19 protein-coding genes are annotated in these 17,881 nt (G+C 71.5%); 14 read left to right on the forward strand and 5 right to left on the reverse strand.

The features are described from left to right. Window positions 1-120: 120 nt before the first annotated feature. The 7 genes from Cco03nite_RS39815 to Cco03nite_RS39840 all read left to right on the forward strand — a co-directional run bounded on the left by Cco03nite_RS39815 (window position 121) and on the right by Cco03nite_RS39840 (window position 5,031). Window positions 121-687 (forward strand): NifU-related iron-sulfur-binding protein, encoded by a 567-nt coding sequence (locus tag Cco03nite_RS39815; protein WP_203699228.1) that lies wholly within the window; start codon window positions 121-123, stop codon window positions 685-687. Then, window positions 684-1,352, forward strand: a complete 669-nt coding sequence (locus Cco03nite_RS39820; protein WP_203699229.1) for a DUF5947 family protein — start codon at window positions 684-686, stop codon at window positions 1,350-1,352. The genes Cco03nite_RS39815 and Cco03nite_RS39820 overlap by 4 nt, the downstream gene beginning before the upstream one ends. After that, window positions 1,345-1,998 (forward strand): DUF6084 family protein, encoded by a 654-nt coding sequence (locus tag Cco03nite_RS39825; protein ID WP_203699230.1) that lies wholly within the window; start codon window positions 1,345-1,347, stop codon window positions 1,996-1,998. Before Cco03nite_RS39820 ends, Cco03nite_RS39825 begins: the two co-directional genes overlap by 8 nt. Then, entirely contained in the window at window positions 1,980-3,374 is a 1,395-nt protein-coding gene (locus Cco03nite_RS39830) for a hypothetical protein (protein ID WP_203699231.1), read from the forward strand. The genes Cco03nite_RS39825 and Cco03nite_RS39830 overlap by 19 nt, the downstream gene beginning before the upstream one ends. 67 nt (window positions 3,375-3,441) lie before the next feature. Then, window positions 3,442-4,017, forward strand: a complete 576-nt coding sequence (locus Cco03nite_RS39835; RefSeq protein WP_203699232.1) for a hydrogenase maturation protease — start codon at window positions 3,442-3,444, stop codon at window positions 4,015-4,017. Beyond that, a complete protein-coding gene (locus Cco03nite_RS43225; RefSeq protein ID WP_373314444.1) occupies window positions 4,014-4,121 on the forward strand; it encodes a DUF6893 family small protein in 108 nt (35 codons plus the stop codon). The genes Cco03nite_RS39835 and Cco03nite_RS43225 overlap by 4 nt, the downstream gene beginning before the upstream one ends. A 28-nt stretch (window positions 4,122-4,149) precedes the next feature. Further along, the gene (locus Cco03nite_RS39840) at window positions 4,150-5,031 is read left to right on the forward strand and encodes an LLM class F420-dependent oxidoreductase (RefSeq protein WP_239168040.1); all 882 of its coding nucleotides are present in this window, start codon (window positions 4,150-4,152) and stop codon (window positions 5,029-5,031) included. 40 nt (window positions 5,032-5,071) lie between these two features. Here the strand turns inward: Cco03nite_RS39840 and Cco03nite_RS39845 are convergent, their stop codons facing one another. Then, on the reverse strand, window positions 5,072-5,386 hold the full coding sequence (locus Cco03nite_RS39845) for a winged helix-turn-helix domain-containing protein (RefSeq protein WP_203699233.1): 315 nt from the start codon (window positions 5,384-5,386) through the stop codon (window positions 5,072-5,074). Next, a complete protein-coding gene (locus tag Cco03nite_RS39850; protein ID WP_203699234.1) occupies window positions 5,383-5,853 on the reverse strand; it encodes a hypothetical protein in 471 nt (156 codons plus the stop codon). The genes Cco03nite_RS39845 and Cco03nite_RS39850 overlap by 4 nt, the downstream gene beginning before the upstream one ends. A gap of 151 nt (window positions 5,854-6,004) precedes the next feature. Here Cco03nite_RS39850 and Cco03nite_RS39855 point away from each other — a divergent pair, with 151 nt between their 5' ends. Genes Cco03nite_RS39855 through hypE form a run of 4 tightly spaced genes read left to right on the forward strand, consistent with a single transcriptional unit; the run spans window position 6,005 to window position 8,895 of the window. Further along, window positions 6,005-6,349, forward strand: a complete 345-nt coding sequence (locus Cco03nite_RS39855; RefSeq protein WP_203699235.1) for a hydrogenase maturation nickel metallochaperone HypA — start codon at window positions 6,005-6,007, stop codon at window positions 6,347-6,349. A gap of 4 nt (window positions 6,350-6,353) precedes the next feature. Beyond that, window positions 6,354-6,626 (forward strand): HypC/HybG/HupF family hydrogenase formation chaperone, encoded by a 273-nt coding sequence (locus tag Cco03nite_RS39860; protein ID WP_203699236.1) that lies wholly within the window; start codon window positions 6,354-6,356, stop codon window positions 6,624-6,626. An 11-nt stretch (window positions 6,627-6,637) separates the two neighbouring features. Next, window positions 6,638-7,765: a hydrogenase formation protein HypD gene (hypD, locus tag Cco03nite_RS39865; protein ID WP_203699237.1), complete on the forward strand. Its 1,128-nt coding sequence runs from the start codon at window positions 6,638-6,640 to the stop codon at window positions 7,763-7,765. Continuing rightward, window positions 7,762-8,895, forward strand: a complete 1,134-nt coding sequence (hypE, locus tag Cco03nite_RS39870) for a hydrogenase expression/formation protein HypE (RefSeq protein WP_275412115.1) — start codon at window positions 7,762-7,764, stop codon at window positions 8,893-8,895. Before hypD ends, hypE begins: the two co-directional genes overlap by 4 nt. 241 nt (window positions 8,896-9,136) lie before the next feature. On the opposite strand, the gene Cco03nite_RS39875 is transcribed toward hypE, so the two are convergent. The 3 genes from Cco03nite_RS39875 to Cco03nite_RS39885 all read right to left on the reverse strand — a co-directional run bounded on the left by Cco03nite_RS39875 (window position 9,137) and on the right by Cco03nite_RS39885 (window position 11,926). Continuing rightward, window positions 9,137-9,796 carry a vitamin K epoxide reductase family protein gene (locus Cco03nite_RS39875; protein ID WP_203699238.1) on the reverse strand — a complete coding sequence of 220 codons (660 nt, stop codon included), beginning with the start codon at window positions 9,794-9,796 and terminating at the stop codon, window positions 9,137-9,139. 2 nt (window positions 9,797-9,798) lie between these two features. Then, window positions 9,799-10,443, reverse strand: coding sequence for a DsbA family protein (locus Cco03nite_RS39880; RefSeq protein WP_203699243.1), 645 nt, complete (start codon window positions 10,441-10,443; stop codon window positions 9,799-9,801). Window positions 10,444-10,684: 241 nt separating this feature from the next. After that, on the reverse strand, window positions 10,685-11,926 hold the full coding sequence (locus tag Cco03nite_RS39885) for a barstar family protein (protein WP_239168042.1): 1,242 nt from the start codon (window positions 11,924-11,926) through the stop codon (window positions 10,685-10,687). Between the two features lie 234 nt (window positions 11,927-12,160). Between Cco03nite_RS39885 and Cco03nite_RS39890 the strand changes: the two genes are divergently transcribed. From Cco03nite_RS39890 to Cco03nite_RS39900, 3 genes are all read left to right on the forward strand, one after another. Further along, window positions 12,161-13,189, forward strand: a complete 1,029-nt coding sequence (locus Cco03nite_RS39890) for a LacI family DNA-binding transcriptional regulator (RefSeq protein ID WP_203699239.1) — start codon at window positions 12,161-12,163, stop codon at window positions 13,187-13,189. A 379-nt stretch (window positions 13,190-13,568) separates the two neighbouring features. Further along, window positions 13,569-15,467, forward strand: coding sequence for an RICIN domain-containing protein (locus Cco03nite_RS39895; protein WP_239168043.1), 1,899 nt, complete (start codon window positions 13,569-13,571; stop codon window positions 15,465-15,467). Next, window positions 15,464-17,677 (forward strand): RICIN domain-containing protein, encoded by a 2,214-nt coding sequence (locus Cco03nite_RS39900; RefSeq protein ID WP_203699240.1) that lies wholly within the window; start codon window positions 15,464-15,466, stop codon window positions 17,675-17,677. The genes Cco03nite_RS39895 and Cco03nite_RS39900 overlap by 4 nt, the downstream gene beginning before the upstream one ends. Window positions 17,678-17,881: the final 204 nt, after the last annotated feature.

The raw sequence follows: 17,881 nt of genomic DNA on the forward strand, positions 1-17,881 counted from the left end.
GGAGCGAGGGAATCATGGGCACAGTCCGGCTCATGGCGACGCCGGAGGCGGCGGCATGAGCGAGCGGAGCGAGGGAATCATGGGCACAGTCCGGCTCATGGCGACGCCGGAGGCGGCGGCATGAGCGACCAGCACATGGACCGCGTATTGGCGCTAGACCCGCACACCGTCGGCGTACGCGTGGAAGGGCTGCTCGGGGAGGTCGAGAGCGCGGGTGGGCAGGCCGCCCGGACCGCCGCCGACGGGGTGGTCCGCGAACTGCTGCACCTCAACGAGGCCGGGCTGGCCCGGCTGCTCGACGGCCTGGTCACCGTGCCCGGCGTCACCGAGGAGCTGCGCGTGCTGGCTGAGGACGAGCTGGTCGGCGGCCTGCTGGCGCTGTACGGCCTGCACCCGGTGCCGATCGAGGAACGGGTCCTGGTGGCGCTGGACCGGGCCCGCAGGAGGCTCGGCCGCGAGTTCACCCTGGTCGACATCGACGCCGCGGGCACCGCCCGGATCACCACCGCGGGCGGTTGCGGCAGCGGCTGCGGCAGCACCGGCGAGTCGGCGGGCGAGCTGGTGTCCCGGCTGGTGCAGCAGGCCGCGCCCGAGATCGTCGAGGTGGTGCTGGAGGAGGCCCCGGCCCCGCAGAAGCTGCTGCAGATCGGCCACCGGCCCAAGGCGCCGACCGGCGCGCCCGCATGACCGCCGGCCTGCGGCGTTACCTGACCGCGCCCGCGCCGCCCGCCACCGTCGCGCCGGCCGTGCCGGAACGCTGCGAGCTGTGCTCGGCAGTGATCCCGGCCGAGCACGACCACCTCGTCGACCTGGCGAACAGGTCGATGCCGTGCGCCTGCCGGCCCTGCCACCTGCTGTTCACCTCGGCTGACGAACCGCCGGCCCGAGCGGCGGCGGGCGCGCACCGGTTCGCGGCGGTGCCGCGCGAGCACACCGCGCTGCCGGACTTCGCGCTGTCCGACCTGGACTGGACGGCCCTGGACGTGCCGGTGCGGCTGGCGTTCGTGTTCGTCAACAGCTCCCTCGGCCAGCCGGTGGCGCTCTACCCGAGCCCGGCCGGGGCCGCCGAGTCGCAGCTGCCGTCCGAGGTCTGGGCGAAGGTGCTGGCCCGGCACCCGTACACGGCGCAGCTGCCACCGGACGTGCTGGCGCTGCTGCTGCACCGGTCCCCGGACGGCCCGGAGGCGTACGTGGTGCCGATCGACGTCTGCTACCGCCTGGTCGGCCTGGTGCGGCTGCACTGGCGCGGCTTCGACGGCGGCCAGGAGGCGTGGACGGCGATCGACGGCTGGCTCGCCCAGGTGCGGGAGAACGCCACGACCCGGGTGTCCGTGGGAGCGGCGCATGGCTGAGCTGTCGTTCGCCTGCGTGGACGTGCAGGCGCTGCCGTGGGCCGCCGGGCCGACGCTGCGCTTCCGGCTGCGGATCACCGCCCCGGCGGACGTCCGCGTGCACGCGCTCGTGCTCAGCTGCCAGCTGCGCATCGACCCGCGCGCCCGCACCTACGCCGAGTCCGAGGCGCAGGGCCTGGACTACGTGTTCGGCGCGCCCGCGCGCTGGGCGACCAGCATGCAGGCGCTGCACTTCGCGACCGTCGGCGCGACCGTGCCCGGGTTCACCGGCGAGACCGAGTTCGACCTGATGGTGCCCTGCACGTACGACCTCGAACCCGGGCTGGGCAAGTATCTGCACGCGCTCGCCGAGGGCACGGTGCCGATGACGTTCCTGTTCAGCGGCACGCTGTTCGAGGCCGGACCCGGCGGCGTGCAGGTCGGGCGGGTGCCGTGGGACCGGGAGGCGGCGTACGCGCTGCCGGTGGCCGTGTGGCGCGAGCTGATGGACCTGTACTTCCCGGACACGGCCTGGCTGCGGCTGCGCCGCGACACCGTCGACGCGCTGCTGCGCCACCAGGCCCGGCACGCCGTGCCGACGGCCGACGAGGCGCTCACGGCCCTGCTCGCGGCGAAGGAGGACGGACTGTGCCCGACACCGCGCTGAGCGACGCGTTCCAGCAGGCCCGCGCGGTCGCCGACGCGGTGCTCTACGAGGGCTGCCTGCTCTACCCGTACCGCGCCGACGCTGCCAAGAACCAGCTGCGCTGGCAGTTCGGCGTCCTGGTTCCCCCCGCCTACGCGAACGACGCCCTGGGCGAGTACACCTGGTCCCAGACCCAGCTGCTGGTCGAGCCCCGCCCCGACACCCGCCTGCACTGGCGCCTGCGCTTCCTCCAGGCCCAGCGCCGCACCGTCGAAACCGACTTCGGCGACGGCTACCACCCGGTGCCCTCCGCAGAGATCGACGGCGTGATCCACCTGCCCTTCGACGAGACCGTCGAACAATCCACCGACCTCGTCGTAACTCTCTCCGACCTGGTCAACGCCTCCGACCACATACAACCCTTCGACATCCCAGGCACCACCGAAACCGATCAACTCTCCCCGACCGTCCGCCTCCATCGCGTGCGGCATCCCCTGCACGCCGAACTCCGCCTCCACGCCGACCTCCTCCCCGGCCCCTACGGCCTCCTGCGCCTCACCGCCACCGTCACCAACCGAACCGAAAGGAAGTCCATCGTCGGCTCGCTGGAGCGGCCGGAGGCGTTGCGGTACTCGCTGATCGCGGCGCACAGCGTGTTCGCGCTGACCTCGGGCGGCTTCGTGTCGCTGCTCGACCCGCCGGAGTGGGCGAAGGCGGCGGTGCGGGAGTGCCGCAACGTCAGGACGTGGCCGGTGATGCTGGGCCCGGAGGGCAGCCGCGAGGCGATGCTGTCCGCGCCGGTGATCCTGTACGACCACCCGGTGGTCGCGCCGGAGAGCCCCGGCGACATGTTCGACGCGCTGGAGATCGACGAGCTGCTGGTGCTGCGTACGCTCACCCTCACCGACGAGGAGAAGCGCCTGGTGCGGGCCACCGACCCGCGCGGTGAGGCGCTGCTGGGCCGGGCCGAGACGCTGCCGCCGGAGGTGTTCGAGCGGCTCCACGGGGCGATCCGGCAGCTGCGCCCGGTGCCCGCCGCCGGGCCGCCCGACGTGTTCGGCACTGACGGTCCGTGGTGGGACCCGGGCGCGGACTCCTCCGTCGATCCCGCGACCGACACCGTGGTCATCGACGGCACCGCCGTCGGGCGGGGGAGCCGGGTGCGCCTGCACCCGGGCGGGCGGCGCAGCGACGCGCAGGACATGTTCCTGGTCGACCGGGTCGCCACCGTGCAGGCGGTGCTGCTCGACGTGGACGGCTCGACGCACCTGGCCGTGACCCTGGACGACGACCCCGCCGCCGACCTGCAGATCCTGCAGGGCCGGTTCCGCTACTTCGCCCCCGAGGAGGTCACGGTGGTGTCCGGCGTGAGCACGAGCGAGGTGGAGCGGGCGTGAGCGAGCATGGCGAGCGATTCATGGGGCCGGCGGCTCATGCCGGCGACGAGCGCAGCGAGGAGCGGGCATGAGCGCACGGCGCAAGGTGCTGGTCGCCGGGCTGGGCAACATCTTCCTGGGCGACGACGGGTTCGGCGTCGCGGTGGCGTCGCGGCTGCTGGCCGGGCCGTGCCCGACCTGGCTGCGGGTGGCCGACTACGGCATCCGCGGCGTGCATCTGGCGTACGACCTGATGGCCGGCTACGACGCGACCGTCCTGATCGACGTCGACTGCCGCGGTGACGCCCCGGGCACGGTGCGGCTGCTGGAGATCGGCGCGGCCGACCGGGCGGCCGGGCGGGCCGACGACGGCCCGGTGCTGGTCGACCCGCACGGCATGCAGCCGCAGCGGGTGCTGGACCTGCTGGACAGCTGCGGCAGCGCCCCCGGGCGGGTGCTGCTGGTCGGCTGCGAGCCGGCCGATCTGACCGAGCGCATGGGGCTGAGCCCGCCGGTCGAGGCCGCCGTGGAGCCCGCGGTCGCGCTGGTACGGCAGTTGTGGGAGCTGGGCCCGGCCGCGCTGACCGGCGCGCTGCCGTTGCCGGCGGGGCTGATCGCCGCCGCGCCGGCGCAAGAGGATCGAGAGACAGGAGTACGGGTGTGACGCTCAAGAAGGTGATGGCCGGGCTGGTGCTGGCCGGTGTGACGGCGGTGCTGGTGCGTACGTTCCCGGACGTGAAGCGGTACCTCAAGATGCGCAGCATGTGACCACGGGCAATCAGCGGAGGGGGGTGCCGTGTCGCGGCACGATCGATGGGGCCGGATCGGGGTCTGGAGCGCGGCCTGGACCGAGGCGTTGCGCTCCGGCGGCGGGACGCTGACAGGCGAGTTCACCGACGCGGCGGCCGAGCTGGACGAGCTGGGCTACGGCACGCTCTGGCTCGGCAGCGGACCGGCGGTCGGGTACGCCCGCCCGCTGCTGGCGGCGACGTCCCGGATGACCGTGGCCACCGGCATCCTGAGCATCTGGCAGCACGAGGCGGCGGAGGTCGCCGCGCAGCGGGCCGAGCTCGAACGCGCCTTCCCCGGCCGCTTCGTGCTCGGGCTCGGGGTGAGCCACAGCCGGCTCACCGACCGCTACGCGCAGCCGTACACGGCGATGACGGAGTACCTCACCGCGCTGGACTCCGCCGCCGAACCGGTGCCGGTGCGCGACCGCGTGCTGGCGGCGCTCGGCCCGCGCATGCTGGCGCTGGCCCGCGACCGGGCCGCGGGTGCGCATCCCTATCTCGTCACGCCCGAGCACACCGCCCAGGCCCGGGAGATCCTCGGCACGCAGGCCGTGCTCGCGCCCGAGTTCAAGGCGGTGCTCGACACCGACCTCGACCGCGCCCGCGCGGCGGCCCGCGGCCACCTGGCCCTGTACCTCCAGCTGCCCAACTACACCAACAACCTGCTGCGGTGGGGCTTCACGGAGGACGACTTCCGAGCGGGCGGCAGCGACCGGCTGCTGGACGCGGTGTTCGCCATGGGCGACGAGACGGCCATCGCCCGCCGCGCGGCCGCCTACCTGGACGCGGGGGCCGATCACCTGGCGGTGCAGGTGGTGACCGCCGACCCGGGCCTGCCCCGCGAGCAGTGGCGCCGCCTGGCCGCTGCGCTGCCTCTCGAAGCCTGATCCGCGAAGCCGCGTGCACCCCGGCCGGGGTGCACGCGGCTCAGCCGTGGGGCAGGATCGTCGCGCCCGCCCGCGCCACGATCTCCTCCAGCGCCGCCACGTGCTGGGCGAACGCGGCCCGCCCGGCCGGGGTCAGCGCCGCCGAGGTGCGCGGCCGCTTGCCGACGAAGCCTTTGCGGATCTCGACGTAGCCGGCCTCTTCCAGCGTGGTGAGCTGCTTGGACAGTGCCGAGTCGGACAGTCCGACACTGTCGCGGACGAACTTGAACTCGGCCCACTGCGACGCCGCCAGCAGGGCGACGATGGCCAGCCGGGTCGGGGCGTGGATGAGCTCGTCGAACCGGGGGGCGGTCATCGCGACCCGCGGGCGAGCATGATGTGCCGCAGCGCCCGGGTGAGCAGTGGCCCGCCGACGACCAGCAGCACCGCGGCGGCCAGGGTGCCCCAGGTCGCCGGGTGGCCGATCGCCGCCGCCTGGAGGCCGAAGGCCAGCCCGAGCGAGACGGCGACGGTCAGCGCGACGAAGCCGAGGACGAGCCCGATGCCACGCGGGCCCAGCAGGGCGTTGCTCAGCCGGGCGCGCAGCGAGCCGCGTACGGCCCACGCGGTGCCGGCGACCAGGCCGAGGACGAACACCGTCACGCCGACGCCGATCACGGTGGGGTTCGCGGATTCGACGGCGGCGGTGAACCCGAGCACGAGCCCGCCGAGCAGCCACCAGTACCAGTCGGGGATGGACAGTGTGTCGACGACGTGTTCCTGCTGCTCCCGTATCCGGGTGAGCGCCTGCGCCGCCTCGTCGGGGCGGATCTGCTCGGTCACGGCGACCTCCTTGAGGAAGTAGTTTCCTAAAAGGAAAGTACGCTCAACTTTCCATCGGGGAAAGTACTTTCCTCAACCTTGGCACAGTCAAGTGGGTCCGTTTCCCCGGCGGCCTGACGGACGTTGGGCATTCGGGAATAAAGGAGATAAAATGCACGAAATCGGACTTTGTGAGAGCATCCTCGGTGCGGTGACCCAGCGCGCCGAGGGCCGCCGGGTCAACCGGGTGAAGGTGCGCATCGGCGTACGCCACGGCGTCGCCGAGCCCGCCCTCAAGCAGGGCTTCGCGCTGGTCGCCACCGGCACCACCGCCGACGGGGCGGAGATCGACATGGTCGCCGTGCCCGCGCACGTGACCTGCTCGGCCTGCGGCCGGGCCGAGCAGTCCATGGACATGCTGCCCGTCTGCGCCTTCTGCGGCAGCGCCGACGTGGTGGTAACCGGCGGCGACGACCTCATCCTCGAGGAACTCCACCTCGTCGACCTGCGGGCCTGAGCGCATGTGCCTGGGCATCCCCGGCGAGGTCGTCGAGATCATGGCCGACCGGCCGGACCTGGCGCAGGTCGACGTCAGCGGCGTACGACGCGCCATCAACATCGGGCTGTTCGAGCCCGGTGAGATCAACGAAGGTGACTGGGTGCTGATCCATGTCGGCTTCGCGCTATCCAAGATCGACGAGGCCGAGGCGACGGCCGCGATGGACTTCCTGAAGAGCCTCGGGGACGCGTACGCCGACGAGCTGACCGCCCTGCGAAGCTCCACCATCGACTGAGCGAGGCGACGATGCGTTTTGTGGACGAGTTCCGCGACGCCGAACAGGCCCGAGCACTGGCGGCCCGGATCGCCGCCCGGTGCGAGCCGGGCCGCACGTACAAGTTCATGGAGGTGTGCGGCGGACACACGCACACCATCTACCAGCACGGCCTGGAGGACTACCTGCCCGAGCGGGTCGAGCTGGTGCACGGGCCGGGCTGCCCGGTCTGCGTCATCCCGATGGGCCGTGTCGACGACGCGATCGCGATCGCCAGACGCCCCGAGGTCATCCTCACGTCGTTCGGCGACATGATGCGGGTCCCCGGCGGCGACGGGTCGTTCCTGGACGCCAAGGCCGCCGGGGCCGACATCCGGATGGTGTACTCGCCGCTGGACGCGCTGAAGATCGCCCGGCAGCACCCGGACCGCCAGGTCGTCTTCATGGCCATCGGCTTCGAGACGACCGCGCCGTCGACCGCTGTCACCGTGCTGCGGGCCAAGGCGGAGGGGCTCACCAACTTCTCCGTCTTCTGCAACCACGTCACCATCCTCCCGGCGATCAAGGCCATCCTGGACTCGCCCGACCAGCGCCTCGACGGCTTCCTCGGCCCCGGGCACGTGTCCACGGTGATCGGCTGCGAGCCGTACCGGTTCATCGCGGAGCAGTACGCCAAGCCGCTGGTCGTCGCCGGGTTCGAGCCGCTGGACATCCTGCACTCGATCGACATGCTGCTCGCCCAGCTCGCCGAGGGCCGCTGCGAGATCGAGAACCAGTACAGCCGGGTCGTCCCCTGGGACGGCAACCCGACCGCCCTGAAGGTGCTCGGCGACGTGCTCGAACTGCGCCCGTTCTTCGAGTGGCGCGGCCTGGGCTTCATCTCGCACAGCGCGCTGCGGCTGACCGAGGCGTACGCCGACTTCGACGCCGAGCGCCGCTTCGACGTGCCCGGCGTACGGGTCGCCGACCCGCAGTCGTGCCAGTGCGGCGAGGTGCTCAAGGGCGTGCTCAAGCCGTGGGAGTGCAAGGTGTTCGGCACCGCGTGCACGCCGGAGACCCCGATCGGCACCTGCATGGTGTCGCCCGAGGGCGCCTGCGCGGCGTACTACAACTTCGGCCGTTTCCGCCGCCAGCGCCTGCTGCAGGTGACGGCCCGGTGAGCGGCGACGTCACGCTCGACGGCCCGGTCACCGAGGCCGGGGCGAAGGCGGTCGCCGGGGTCAGCGAGCAGGCCGTCATGGAGCGGGTCGCCCGCGCCCGCCGGGCCCGCGCCCGGGTCCGCGAGGAACGCCTCACCATGGCGCACGGCGCGGGCGGCAAGGCCACGCAGAGCCTGGTCGAGGCGGTGTTCCTGGAGGCGTTCCACAACCCGCAGCTGGCCGCGCTCGACGACGCGGCGGCGCTGACCATCGCGGGCACCCGGCTGGCCTTCACCACCGACTCGTACGTCGTCTCGCCGCTGTTCTTCCCCGGCGGCGACATCGGCGAGCTGGCCGTCAACGGCACCGTCAACGACCTGGCGGTCGCCGGCGCCCGCCCGCTGTTCCTGTCGGCCGGGTTCATCCTGGAGGAAGGCTTTCCGGTCGCCGACCTCACCCGCATCGTCACCTCGATGGCGGCCGCCGCCCGCAGGGCCGACGTGCGCATCGTCGCCGGGGACACCAAGGTCGTGCAGCGCGGGCAGGCCGACGGCTGCTACATCACCACGGCCGGGGTCGGGCTGCGCGAGCGGGACCACGAGCTGGGCGTCGACCGGGCCCGGCCCGGGGACGTGGTGCTGGTGTCCGGGCCTGTCGGCGACCACGGCATGACCGTCCTGATCGCCCGCGGCGATCTGGACCTGGAGGTGGACCTGCGCTCGGACACCGCGCCGCTGCACGGGGCGACCGCGGCGCTGCTCGACGCGTGCGGGGCGGGCGTGCGCGCCATGCGCGACGCGACCCGGGGCGGCGTCGCCACGGTCCTCAACGAGATCGCCCGCGCCGCCGAGGTCGGCATCGTGGTCGACGAGGAGGCGGTGCCGGTGCGCCCCGGCGTACGCGGCGCGGCCGAGCTGCTCGGCATCGACCCGCTCTACGTCGCCTGCGAGGGCCGCTTCGTGGCGGTCGTCGCCTCGGAGGCGGCCGACGCGGCGCTGGCCGCACTGCGCGCGCACCCGCTGGGCGAGCAGGCGGCGGTCATCGGCCGCGTCGACGACGACCCCGGCCACCTGGTGCTGCTGCGCACCCGCTTCGGCGGCACCCGCATCATGGACCTGCTGGTCGGCGACCCGCTCCCACGCATCTGCTGAAGCGGTCCGCACCTGCGCACATCGACGCCGCCGTCCACTCCCGCACCCACCCGATTTCCATAAACGTTGGCCTATCTCGTCGAAAGAATCGCGATCGTTTTCGACGAGATAGGCCAACGTTTATGAAAGGACGGGTGGGGCGCGACGTTCGGGGGCGGGGTCGGCGCGGGTGGGGAGGGGCGGGGGTACGGGAAGAACCGGCCGCCGCGACGGGGAGGAGAGATCGCGGCGACCGGGATGCTCAGGCCAGCATGATCTGCCACTGGCTCCAGAACGCCTGCGCGATCAGCACCACCGTGACCAGCAGCCACAGCGCCGGCCCGACCGCGTGCACGTCCACGGCCAGGTCCACCGCGCCGCGCAGCCGGGCCGGCACGCGCAGGTGCCCGTGGTGCAGGTTGTACAGCGTCGTGTACCAGAACAGCACCACCACCGCGACCCACACCACCATGCAGTACGGGCACAGCGCGCCGATGCGGTACATCGACTGGAACATCAGCCAGAACACGAAGCCCAGCGCGAACGTCGCCCCCGCCTGCAGCCCGAGCCAGACGAAGCGCGGCAGCCGCACCCCGGCCAGCACCAGCACACCCAGCGTCACGACCACGGGGAACGTGCCCAGCCCCAGCAGCGGGTTCGGGAAGCCGAACGCCGACGCCTGCTCGGTGATCATCACCGAACCACAGGACAGCACCGGGTTGATGCTGCACGAGGGCGTGTACGACGGGTCGGTCAGCAGATGGATCTTCTCCACGGCCAGGGTGAACGCCGCCGCCGTGCCCAGCACGCCGGTCACGGTCAGGATCCAGCCGATGGCCCGGTCGACGGTGGTCCGGCGCGGGGCCAGGTGCTCCTCGACGCCGGTCTGCTCGGCGTGGCCGCGCCGCTCGATCGTGGTCATGCTCATCCCGCCAGCGCCGCGTCGATCGCGGCCTTCAGGTTGTCGTACGTGGCCGCCGGCTCGAACAGCTCGCCGTTGACGAAGAACGTCGGCGTGCCCCGCGCCCCCGCGGCCGCGCCGTCGGCCTGGTCGGTCGCGATCCGGTCCCGCACCTGCTGCGACGCGACGTCCGCGCGGAACTTCGCCATGTCCAGCCCGAGTTCCTCCGCGTAGCCGTCGAAGGTCTTGGCGTGGTCGGCCTGCTGCCCGCCCCAGGTCTGCTGGGTGCTGAACAGCTTGGTGTACATCGCCTCGAACTTGCCCTGGTTGGCGGCGGCCTCCGCGGCGGCGGCCGCGTTCATCGCGTTGGGGTGCATCTCGAGCGGGAATTCCCGCACCACGTACGTGATCTTCCCGGCGTACTCCTTGCGCAGCTGCTCGACGGCAGGGTAGGCCCGGCCGCAGGACGGGCACTCGAAGTCCAGGAACTCGACGATGGTCACCTTGCCGTCAGCGGCCGTGGAGATCCGGTGCGAGTCGGCGCGCACCAGGTTCGCCGCGGCGGCGCTGGGCTCGGAGCCGCCCTTCATGGCGAAGAACACGGCCCCGCCGACGATCAGCGCGACCGCCGCCAGCACGCCGAGCGTGAACTTCAGGTTGGTGCTCATACCGCCGCTGACCGGCGCCTTGAGATTCTTGCGTCCCTTGCCGCCGGTCTTGTCCGGCCGCCGCGAGGCGGGTCGGGTCGTCGCGGGCATCGCGTCACCTTTCCACAGGAATGATGTGGGGGATTCGTAGATCACCGCTGGTGGGGGCGGCCCAGCTGTCTGGGGACTCTATCCATGAGGGCTGGGTGAATCCTGGGAGAACGCAGCGAATCGCCTGTGCCGTGTCGCTCACAGCGGCGGGTCAGCGCAGCTCGACCCGGACGCGGTGTTCGGCGAGCAGTCCGAGCAGGTAGTCGAAGGTGATGGCGAGACCCCACCGGTGGCGGTCGTAGCCGGGCATGAGGTGCTGCCGGGCGACCGCGGAGTCGTGCCAGACCAGGCTGAGTGGAGTTTCGGCCCCCCAGCGACCGCGCAGGCAGTCGACCAGCGCGTCCAGGTTCCAGCCGAAGTAGCCGCCGGGGCCGTTGACCGCTTCGCCGATCGCGCAGTAGAACCCCTCGACGTCGGTCACGAAGCGGCCGTCGAGGTGGTAGGTCCGCCCGGCGGGCCGGTCCGGCAGGCCGAAGCCGTGGTGAGCCAGGGCCGCGCCGGCCCACTCGTGCCGCAGCGCGCGGTCGTAGCCGGTCCACTCGCCCGGCTCGGCAGGCCGACCCGCGTACCAGCGGTCCCAGATCTGCCTGGCACCGGTGGGGAACGGGTCGCCGATCCCGCCGTCGAAGGTGACGTCGAGCAGACCGTCGCCGACGGCCGAAGGGCGCACGCCGGTCACCGACGCGAAGAGGCCCGTCGACACCGCCGACACCGTCGTGCCGTCCGCCTTGACGGCCCGCACCGTCGCGGTGATCCGGCGACGGCGGGCCGCCGCGCCGGGCCGGGCCAGGGCGGCCAGCGCGTCGCGCAGCGGAGGTTCCGGACGGCACCCGACCAGGGTGACCGGGGCCGACGAGAGGTCGGGGCGCGCGCGGTGGACGCCTGCGACGTCCTGGCAGACCCCCAGCGGCGTTTCACGGTGGGTGAGGCGGAACCCGGTGCCGGTGGGGCGGTCGGCCGGCGGCTCCTCGTCGCGGCGGTCGACCACGCCCGACAGGTCGACGTCGAGCAGCCCGCCACCGGCCGCCGACGGCCTCGCCCCGGTGACGGTCACGTCGCACAGGTACGCCGCGCAGCAGTAGGGCGGGGTCACCCGATCGCCGTACTTCGCGGGGTGCTGGTGGTCGACCGGTTCGAGCACCAGGTCACCCAGCCACGGGTCACCGTGCAGCGCGGCCGCCAACGGCCCCTCGGGGCGGCAGCCGAGCAGGGTCAGCCGCTCGTACGCCGGTGGCGGCGAGTCGGCGAACAGGCCGTCGATGTCGTGGCAGACGGCGACCGCGCGTTCGCCGCCGTCGCTGTACTCGTCCCACAGCAGCCAGCGCGGCGGTGCCGGATACGCCCAGGACCACCGCTCGCCGGTCGAGGTCTGGGGCATGGACGGCTCAAGCACCCCCGGACCCTATGCGACCCCGCGTCCTCGCGTCGCCCAGCCAATGCACGATCATCCGACTTGCCAGGCATCGGGGCGTATCTTGAGGCCGCTTTCGCACGACTGCCAGGCACGTCGGATGATCATGAGCTGGCGCGGTGCGGCGGGGCTGGCCAACGGGCCGGGTCTGCCGCCATGATGGCCGCGTGTTGAGTGACGGTTCATCACGCTGGGTGTCGGGTATCGTGTGCGCCCATGCCTAGAACGGTCGGCGTACGCGCCACGGTGCGTGACATCGCGGCGGAGACGGGCCTGTCCATCGCGACGGTGTCCCGGGTGCTCAACGGCGCGGCCAACGTCGCGCCGCACACGCGTGACCTGGTGCTGCAGGCTGTGCACCGGCGCGGTGACAAGGCCCCGCTGCGCCGCGGCGAGCTGCCCCCGGCCACCGGCGCGGTCTACGTGCGCTGCCCGTACGTGCTCACCGACTACTTCGGGCTGATCGTCAGCTCGATCGCGGAGACCATCGAGCTGCACGGGCGACAGATGCTGCTCAACGCGGGCGAGGCCGCGCAGACGGCGGCGGTGCTGCCGACGCTGGCCGACCGGCCGGACGTGGCCGGGGCGATCCTGATCCTGCCACCCGAGTCGCCGGACGACCTGGTGCGGCTGCGTGACCAGCAGTTCCCGTTCGTGGTGATCGATCCGCGGACGCTCGCCCCGAAGGACATCGTGACGGTGTCCGCGGCGCACTTCGCCGGGGCGCGGCGGCTCATGTCGCACCTGGTGGAGCTGGGCCACCGCCGGGTCGGCATCATCGGCGGCCCGCCGGAGTGGCTGGCCAACGACGCCCGCATGGCCGGGTACGTCGCGCCGCTGGCCGACGCCGGGGTGCTGCCCACGCCGGAGCTGGTGCGCCACGTCAACGAGCCGAACACCGACAACGGCTACCGGGCGGCGGGGGAGCTGCTGGACCTGCCGGACCGGCCGACGGCGCTGGTGGCGTTCAACGACAAGATGGCCGTCGGCGCGCTGGCCGCGGCGCACGAGCGCGGGCTGCGGGTGCCGCAGGACCTGTCGATCGCCGGTTTCGACGACATCGACGTGAGCCGGGCGACGACGCCGATGCTGACCACGGTGCGCCAGCCGCTGCAGGAGATGGGCCGGATGGCGGTGACCATGCTGATGCGACTGCTGGACCGGCACACCCTGGAGGCCGTGCACGTGTCGCTCGGCACCGAGCTGGTCATCCGCGACTCGACGGCGGCCGCGCCGAGGCGCTGACGGTTCCGCCGATCGTCGAACGTTATAGGAAGGCGTCCTTCCTTTTCTCCGCTGGCAGCGGCAGTTTCATTTTGTTCCACGAGAATGCCGTCGAATCCTGCTGCCTTTCCCGGACATACCTAACCCTTGACAGGCCGGAATGCCTTATGTTTCAGTGCTGTCAACAGGACGTCGATCATTCTGTTACATCAGTTACATCGACGCTCCTGGGCAAGAGGAACAGCCCGGGCCGGGTCGGCGGCAGCCCCACCGCCGCCCGGTCCTCCACCGCCCCACGCGACTCGTCGCGACGCGCCACCTCTCACGCGGCGCGCCCGGCGAATCCCGCGCCCCTGTCCTGTCATGGCTCGCCATGGCTATGTCGAAAGGAGGGTCCCGCGTGTTCCGTCCCCGGTCAGGCTGGACCACCGCCGTGGCGCTCACCGCCACGGCGGCCACCGCCTTCCTGGTGACCGGCTCGATGATCGCCCCCTCGGCCTACGCGGCCGGCGAGAGCGTCAGCGTCTGGCTCACCACCACGTCCGACTCCGGTGGCCGCACGGTCACCCGCGGCCTGCAGCAGCAGGGCAACATCGCCTTCGGCCCCGCCGGCGGCAGCGCCAACCACACCATCACCGTCAACGAGGGCACCACCTACCAGCAGTTCGAGGGCGGCGGCGCGTCCATCACCGACACCACCGCCTACCTGCTCCGCGGCGGCCCGATCAGCGCGGCCACCCGCGACCAGGTGATGAGCAAGCTGTTCTCGCCGACCGACGGCATCGGCCTGTCGTTCGTGCGCAACCCGATCGGCGCGTCCGACCTGTCCCGGCCGGGCAACGTCTCGCTCGACGACACCTGCTGCAACCTCAACGACTTCGGCAGCAACGGCTACGACACCAACGTCCGCCTGCTCACCCAGCAGGCGAAGAACCTGAACCCGGCCCTGCGGATCAAGGGCGTGCCGTGGAGCGCGCCGGGCTGGATGAAGGACAACGGCCGGATGGACCAGATGGGCTGGCTCAAGGCCGAGTACTACCCGATGTACGCCCAGTACCTGGTCAAGTACATCCAGAGCTACCAGGCCATCGGCGTGCCGGTGAACTACATCTCGGTGCAGAACGAGCCCAACTGCTGCCAGTCGGGCAACCCGACCGCGATGAACTACCCGGGCATGAGCTGGAACACCTCCGGGCTGACCGAGTTCACCAAGAACCACGTCTACCCGGCGTTCCGGGCCGCGGGCATCACCACCAAGGTGCTCATCCACGACTGGAACTACGGCGACTACGCGAGCATGAGCTCCGGCACGCTGGCCGACGCGGGCATCCGCAACGACCCGCTGTTCGGCGGCATCGCCTGGCACGGCTACTTCGGCGACCCGGCGGTCGGCACCCAGGTGCACAACCAGTACCCGGCGGTCAAGCAGTTCAGCACCGAGCACTCGGGCGGGACCTGGATCGGCAACCAGCACAACGAGGACATGGCCGACATCGTCAACTACGCCCGTAACTGGAGCGGCAGCCTGGTCAAGTGGAGCCTGGCGCTCAACCAGTTCATGGGCCCGCACAACGGTGGCTGCGACGTCTGCACCGGCCTGATCACCGTGCAGGAGGGCGGCTCCCGGGCCGGCCAGGTCGACTACACCATCGAGTACTACACCACCGGCCACCTGACCAAGTTCGTCAAGCCGGGCGCGTACCGCATCGACTCGACGGCCAACGGCACCATCCAGAACGTCGCGTGGAAGAACCCCGACGGGTCCAAGGCCCTGATCGCCCACAACGGCGGCACGTCGTCGCAGTCGGTGCGGGTCAACTGGGGCAACCAGTCCTTCGTGTACACGCTCCCGGCGCGTACCACCGCGACCTTCACCTGGTCGGGCACGCCCGGCAGCGGTGGTGGTGGCGGCACCGGCACCAGCCCGATCACCGGCCTGGCCGGCAAGTGCATCGACGTGGCGGGCGCGGCGACCGCCAACGGCACCGCGATCCAGCTCTACACCTGCAACGGCACCGGCGCGCAGTCCTGGACGCGTGACTCCAGCGGCCGGCTCAGCTCGCTGGGCAAGTGCCTCGACATCGCCGGCCCGAACGCGGCCAACGGCACGCTGACCCACCTGTGGGACTGCCACACCGGCACCTCCCAGAAGTGGACCTACAACAGCTCCACCCAGCAGTTCGTCAACCAGTTCTCCGGCACCTGCCTGGACGTGAAGGACAACAGCTCCGCGGACGGCGCCCGCCTGCAGATCTGGTCCTGCACCACCGGCGCGAACCAGAAGTGGACGTTCTCATGAGGCGGCGGCTGATCATCACGACGCTGACCGCGTCCCTGCTCGCCGGCGTCGGCGCGGCGGCCGTGGTCGTGCTCGGCAGCACCACGGCGCAGGCCGCGGTGACCTCCGGGACGACGTACACGGTGGTCAACAAGGCCAACGGCAAGTGCGTCGACGCGCGGGCCGCGGCGAGCGCCAACGGCACCGCGGTGCAGCAGTACGCCTGCAACGGCACCGCCGCGCAGCAGTGGCGCTTCGACTCCACCAGCGGCGGCTACTTCAAGGTCGGCACCGCGCCGGCCGTCAACCAGGTCTGGGACGTCTCCAACGTCTCGACGGCCGACAACGCCGCGATCCACCTGTGGCTCTACGGCGGCGGCAACAACCAGCAGTGGCAGGCGGTGCAGGAGGCCGACGGGGCATACCACTTCGTCAGCCGGCACAGCGGCAAGTGCCTGGACGTGCCGGCGGCCTCGACCGCCGACAGCGTGCAGCTCGTGCAGTACACCTGCAACGGAACGGGAGCGCAGTCATTCTTCCTGAACCCGGTCGGCGGCCCGCAGCCCTCGCCGAGCACCGTGCCGCCTAACCCGAACAACCCCGACCTCGGCCCGAACGTGCGCATCTTCGACCCGTCGATGTCGGCGTCCACCATCCAGTCCCAGCTGAACAGCGTGTTCTCCGGCCAGGAGACCAACCAGTTCGGCACCCAGCGGTACGCGCTGATGTTCAAGCCGGGCAACTACAACGTCAACGTCAACGTCGGCTTCTACACCCAGGTCCTGGGTCTGGGCTTCTCGCCGGACGCGGTGAACATCAACGGCTCGGTGCACGTGGAGGCCGACTGGTTCCCGCCGAACAACGCGACCCAGAACTTCTGGCGCGGGGCCGAGAACCTGTCGGTGACCCCGACCGGCGGCACCGACCGCTGGGCCGTGTCGCAGGCCGCCCCGTACCGCCGCATGCACGTGCGCGGCAACCTGCTGCTCGACGACGGCGGCTGGGCCAGCGGCGGCTGGTTCTCCGACGTCAAGATCGACGGACAGGTGAACTCGGGCAGCCAGCAGCAGTGGATCTCGCGCAACTCGCAGTTCGGCAGCTGGGCCGGGTCCAACTGGAACATGGTGTTCGTCGGCACGCAGGGCGCGCCCGGCAACACGTTCCCGAGCCCGCCCTACACCAACGTCGGCGCGACCCCGGTCGTGCGGGAGAAGCCCTTCCTGTACGTCGACAGCGCGGGCGCGTACCAGGTCTTCGTGCCCGGCCTGCGCAGCAACAGCACCGGCACCACCTGGGCGAACGGCACCCCCGCCGGCACGTCCCTGCCGATCAGCCAGTTCCACATCGTGAAGGCCGGCGCGACCGCGGCCTCCATCAACGCGGCCCTGGCCGCCGGGCAGAACCTGCTGTTCACGCCCGGTGTCTACCACGTCAACGACACCATCCGGATCACCCGGCCCGACACCGTCGTGCTGGGCCTGGGCCTGGCCACCATCATCCCGGACAACGGGGTCATGGCGATGTCGGTCGCCGACGTGGACGGCGTCAAGCTCGCCGGCATCCTCATCGACGCCGGCAGCACCAACTCGGCCACGCTCATGCAGGTCGGCCCGGCCGGCTCCAGCGCGAGCCACGCCGCCAACCCGACCTCGCTGCACGACGTCTTCTTCCGCATCGGCGGCGCGGGCGTCGGCAAGGCCACCACCAGCCTGGTCATCAACAGCCACCACGTGATCGGCGACCACACCTGGATCTGGCGGGCCGACCACGGCTCCGGCGTCGGGTGGAACACCAACACCGCCGACACGGGCCTGGTCGTCAACGGCGACAACATCACGTTCTACGGCCTGTTCGTCGAGCACTACCAGAAGTACCAGGTGATCTGGAACGGCAACGGCGGGCGGACCTACTTCTTCCAGAACGAGCTGCCCTACGACCCGCCGAACCAGGCGGCCTGGATGAACGGCTCCACCCGCGGCTACGCGGCGTACAAGGTGGCCAACACGGTCACCAGCCACGAAGCCTGGGGCCTGGGCAGTTACTGCTACTTCAACGTCAACCCGGCCGTGGTGGCCGAGCGGGCGTTCGAGGTGCCCACCTCGGGCACGCGATTCCACAACATGGTGACCGTCTCGCTCGGCGGCACCGGGACCATCAACCGCGTCATCAACAACACCGGCGGGACGGCCAACTCCGGCAACAACGTCGTCAACCTCGTCAGCGGCCCGTAGGGCTGAGGACGAAGCAACAACCCGGCCGTCCGGAGCAGCCCGGACGGCCGGGCCTGACAGCACCGGCAACCAGGCACCACCCACATATCCCAGCTCTGGAGGAAGTCCATGAGTGCAGCAACACCCGGCGCCCGTCGCCGTCTCCTCACGATCGCGGGCCCGCTGCTCGCGACCGCTCTCGTGCTCGGCACCGCGGCCTGCGGT

Source organism: Catellatospora coxensis, assembly GCF_016862635.1.
Classification (GTDB): domain Bacteria; phylum Actinomycetota; class Actinomycetes; order Mycobacteriales; family Micromonosporaceae; genus Catellatospora; species Catellatospora coxensis.

What these genes read in the sequence shown, in the direction of transcription:
- hypD (WP_203699237.1), top strand. Translation starts at nt 6,638, where the DNA reads ATGCGTTTTGTGGACGAGTTCCGCGACGCCGAACAGGCCCGAGCACTG.
- Cco03nite_RS39875 (WP_203699238.1), bottom strand. Translation starts at nt 9,796, where the DNA reads ATGACCACGATCGAGCGGCGCGGCCACGCCGAGCAGACCGGCGTCGAG.
- Cco03nite_RS39855 (WP_203699235.1), top strand. Translation starts at nt 6,005, where the DNA reads ATGCACGAAATCGGACTTTGTGAGAGCATCCTCGGTGCGGTGACCCAG.
- Cco03nite_RS39845 (WP_203699233.1), bottom strand. Translation starts at nt 5,386, where the DNA reads ATGACCGCCCCCCGGTTCGACGAGCTCATCCACGCCCCGACCCGGCTG.
- Cco03nite_RS39815 (WP_203699228.1), top strand. Translation starts at nt 121, where the DNA reads ATGAGCGACCAGCACATGGACCGCGTATTGGCGCTAGACCCGCACACC.
- Cco03nite_RS39825 (WP_203699230.1), top strand. Translation starts at nt 1,345, where the DNA reads ATGGCTGAGCTGTCGTTCGCCTGCGTGGACGTGCAGGCGCTGCCGTGG.
- Cco03nite_RS39820 (WP_203699229.1), top strand. Translation starts at nt 684, where the DNA reads ATGACCGCCGGCCTGCGGCGTTACCTGACCGCGCCCGCGCCGCCCGCC.
- Cco03nite_RS39860 (WP_203699236.1), top strand. Translation starts at nt 6,354, where the DNA reads ATGTGCCTGGGCATCCCCGGCGAGGTCGTCGAGATCATGGCCGACCGG.
- Cco03nite_RS39835 (WP_203699232.1), top strand. Translation starts at nt 3,442, where the DNA reads ATGAGCGCACGGCGCAAGGTGCTGGTCGCCGGGCTGGGCAACATCTTC.
- Cco03nite_RS39890 (WP_203699239.1), top strand. Translation starts at nt 12,161, where the DNA reads ATGCCTAGAACGGTCGGCGTACGCGCCACGGTGCGTGACATCGCGGCG.
- Cco03nite_RS39880 (WP_203699243.1), bottom strand. Translation starts at nt 10,443, where the DNA reads ATGAGCACCAACCTGAAGTTCACGCTCGGCGTGCTGGCGGCGGTCGCG.
- Cco03nite_RS39900 (WP_203699240.1), top strand. Translation starts at nt 15,464, where the DNA reads ATGAGGCGGCGGCTGATCATCACGACGCTGACCGCGTCCCTGCTCGCC.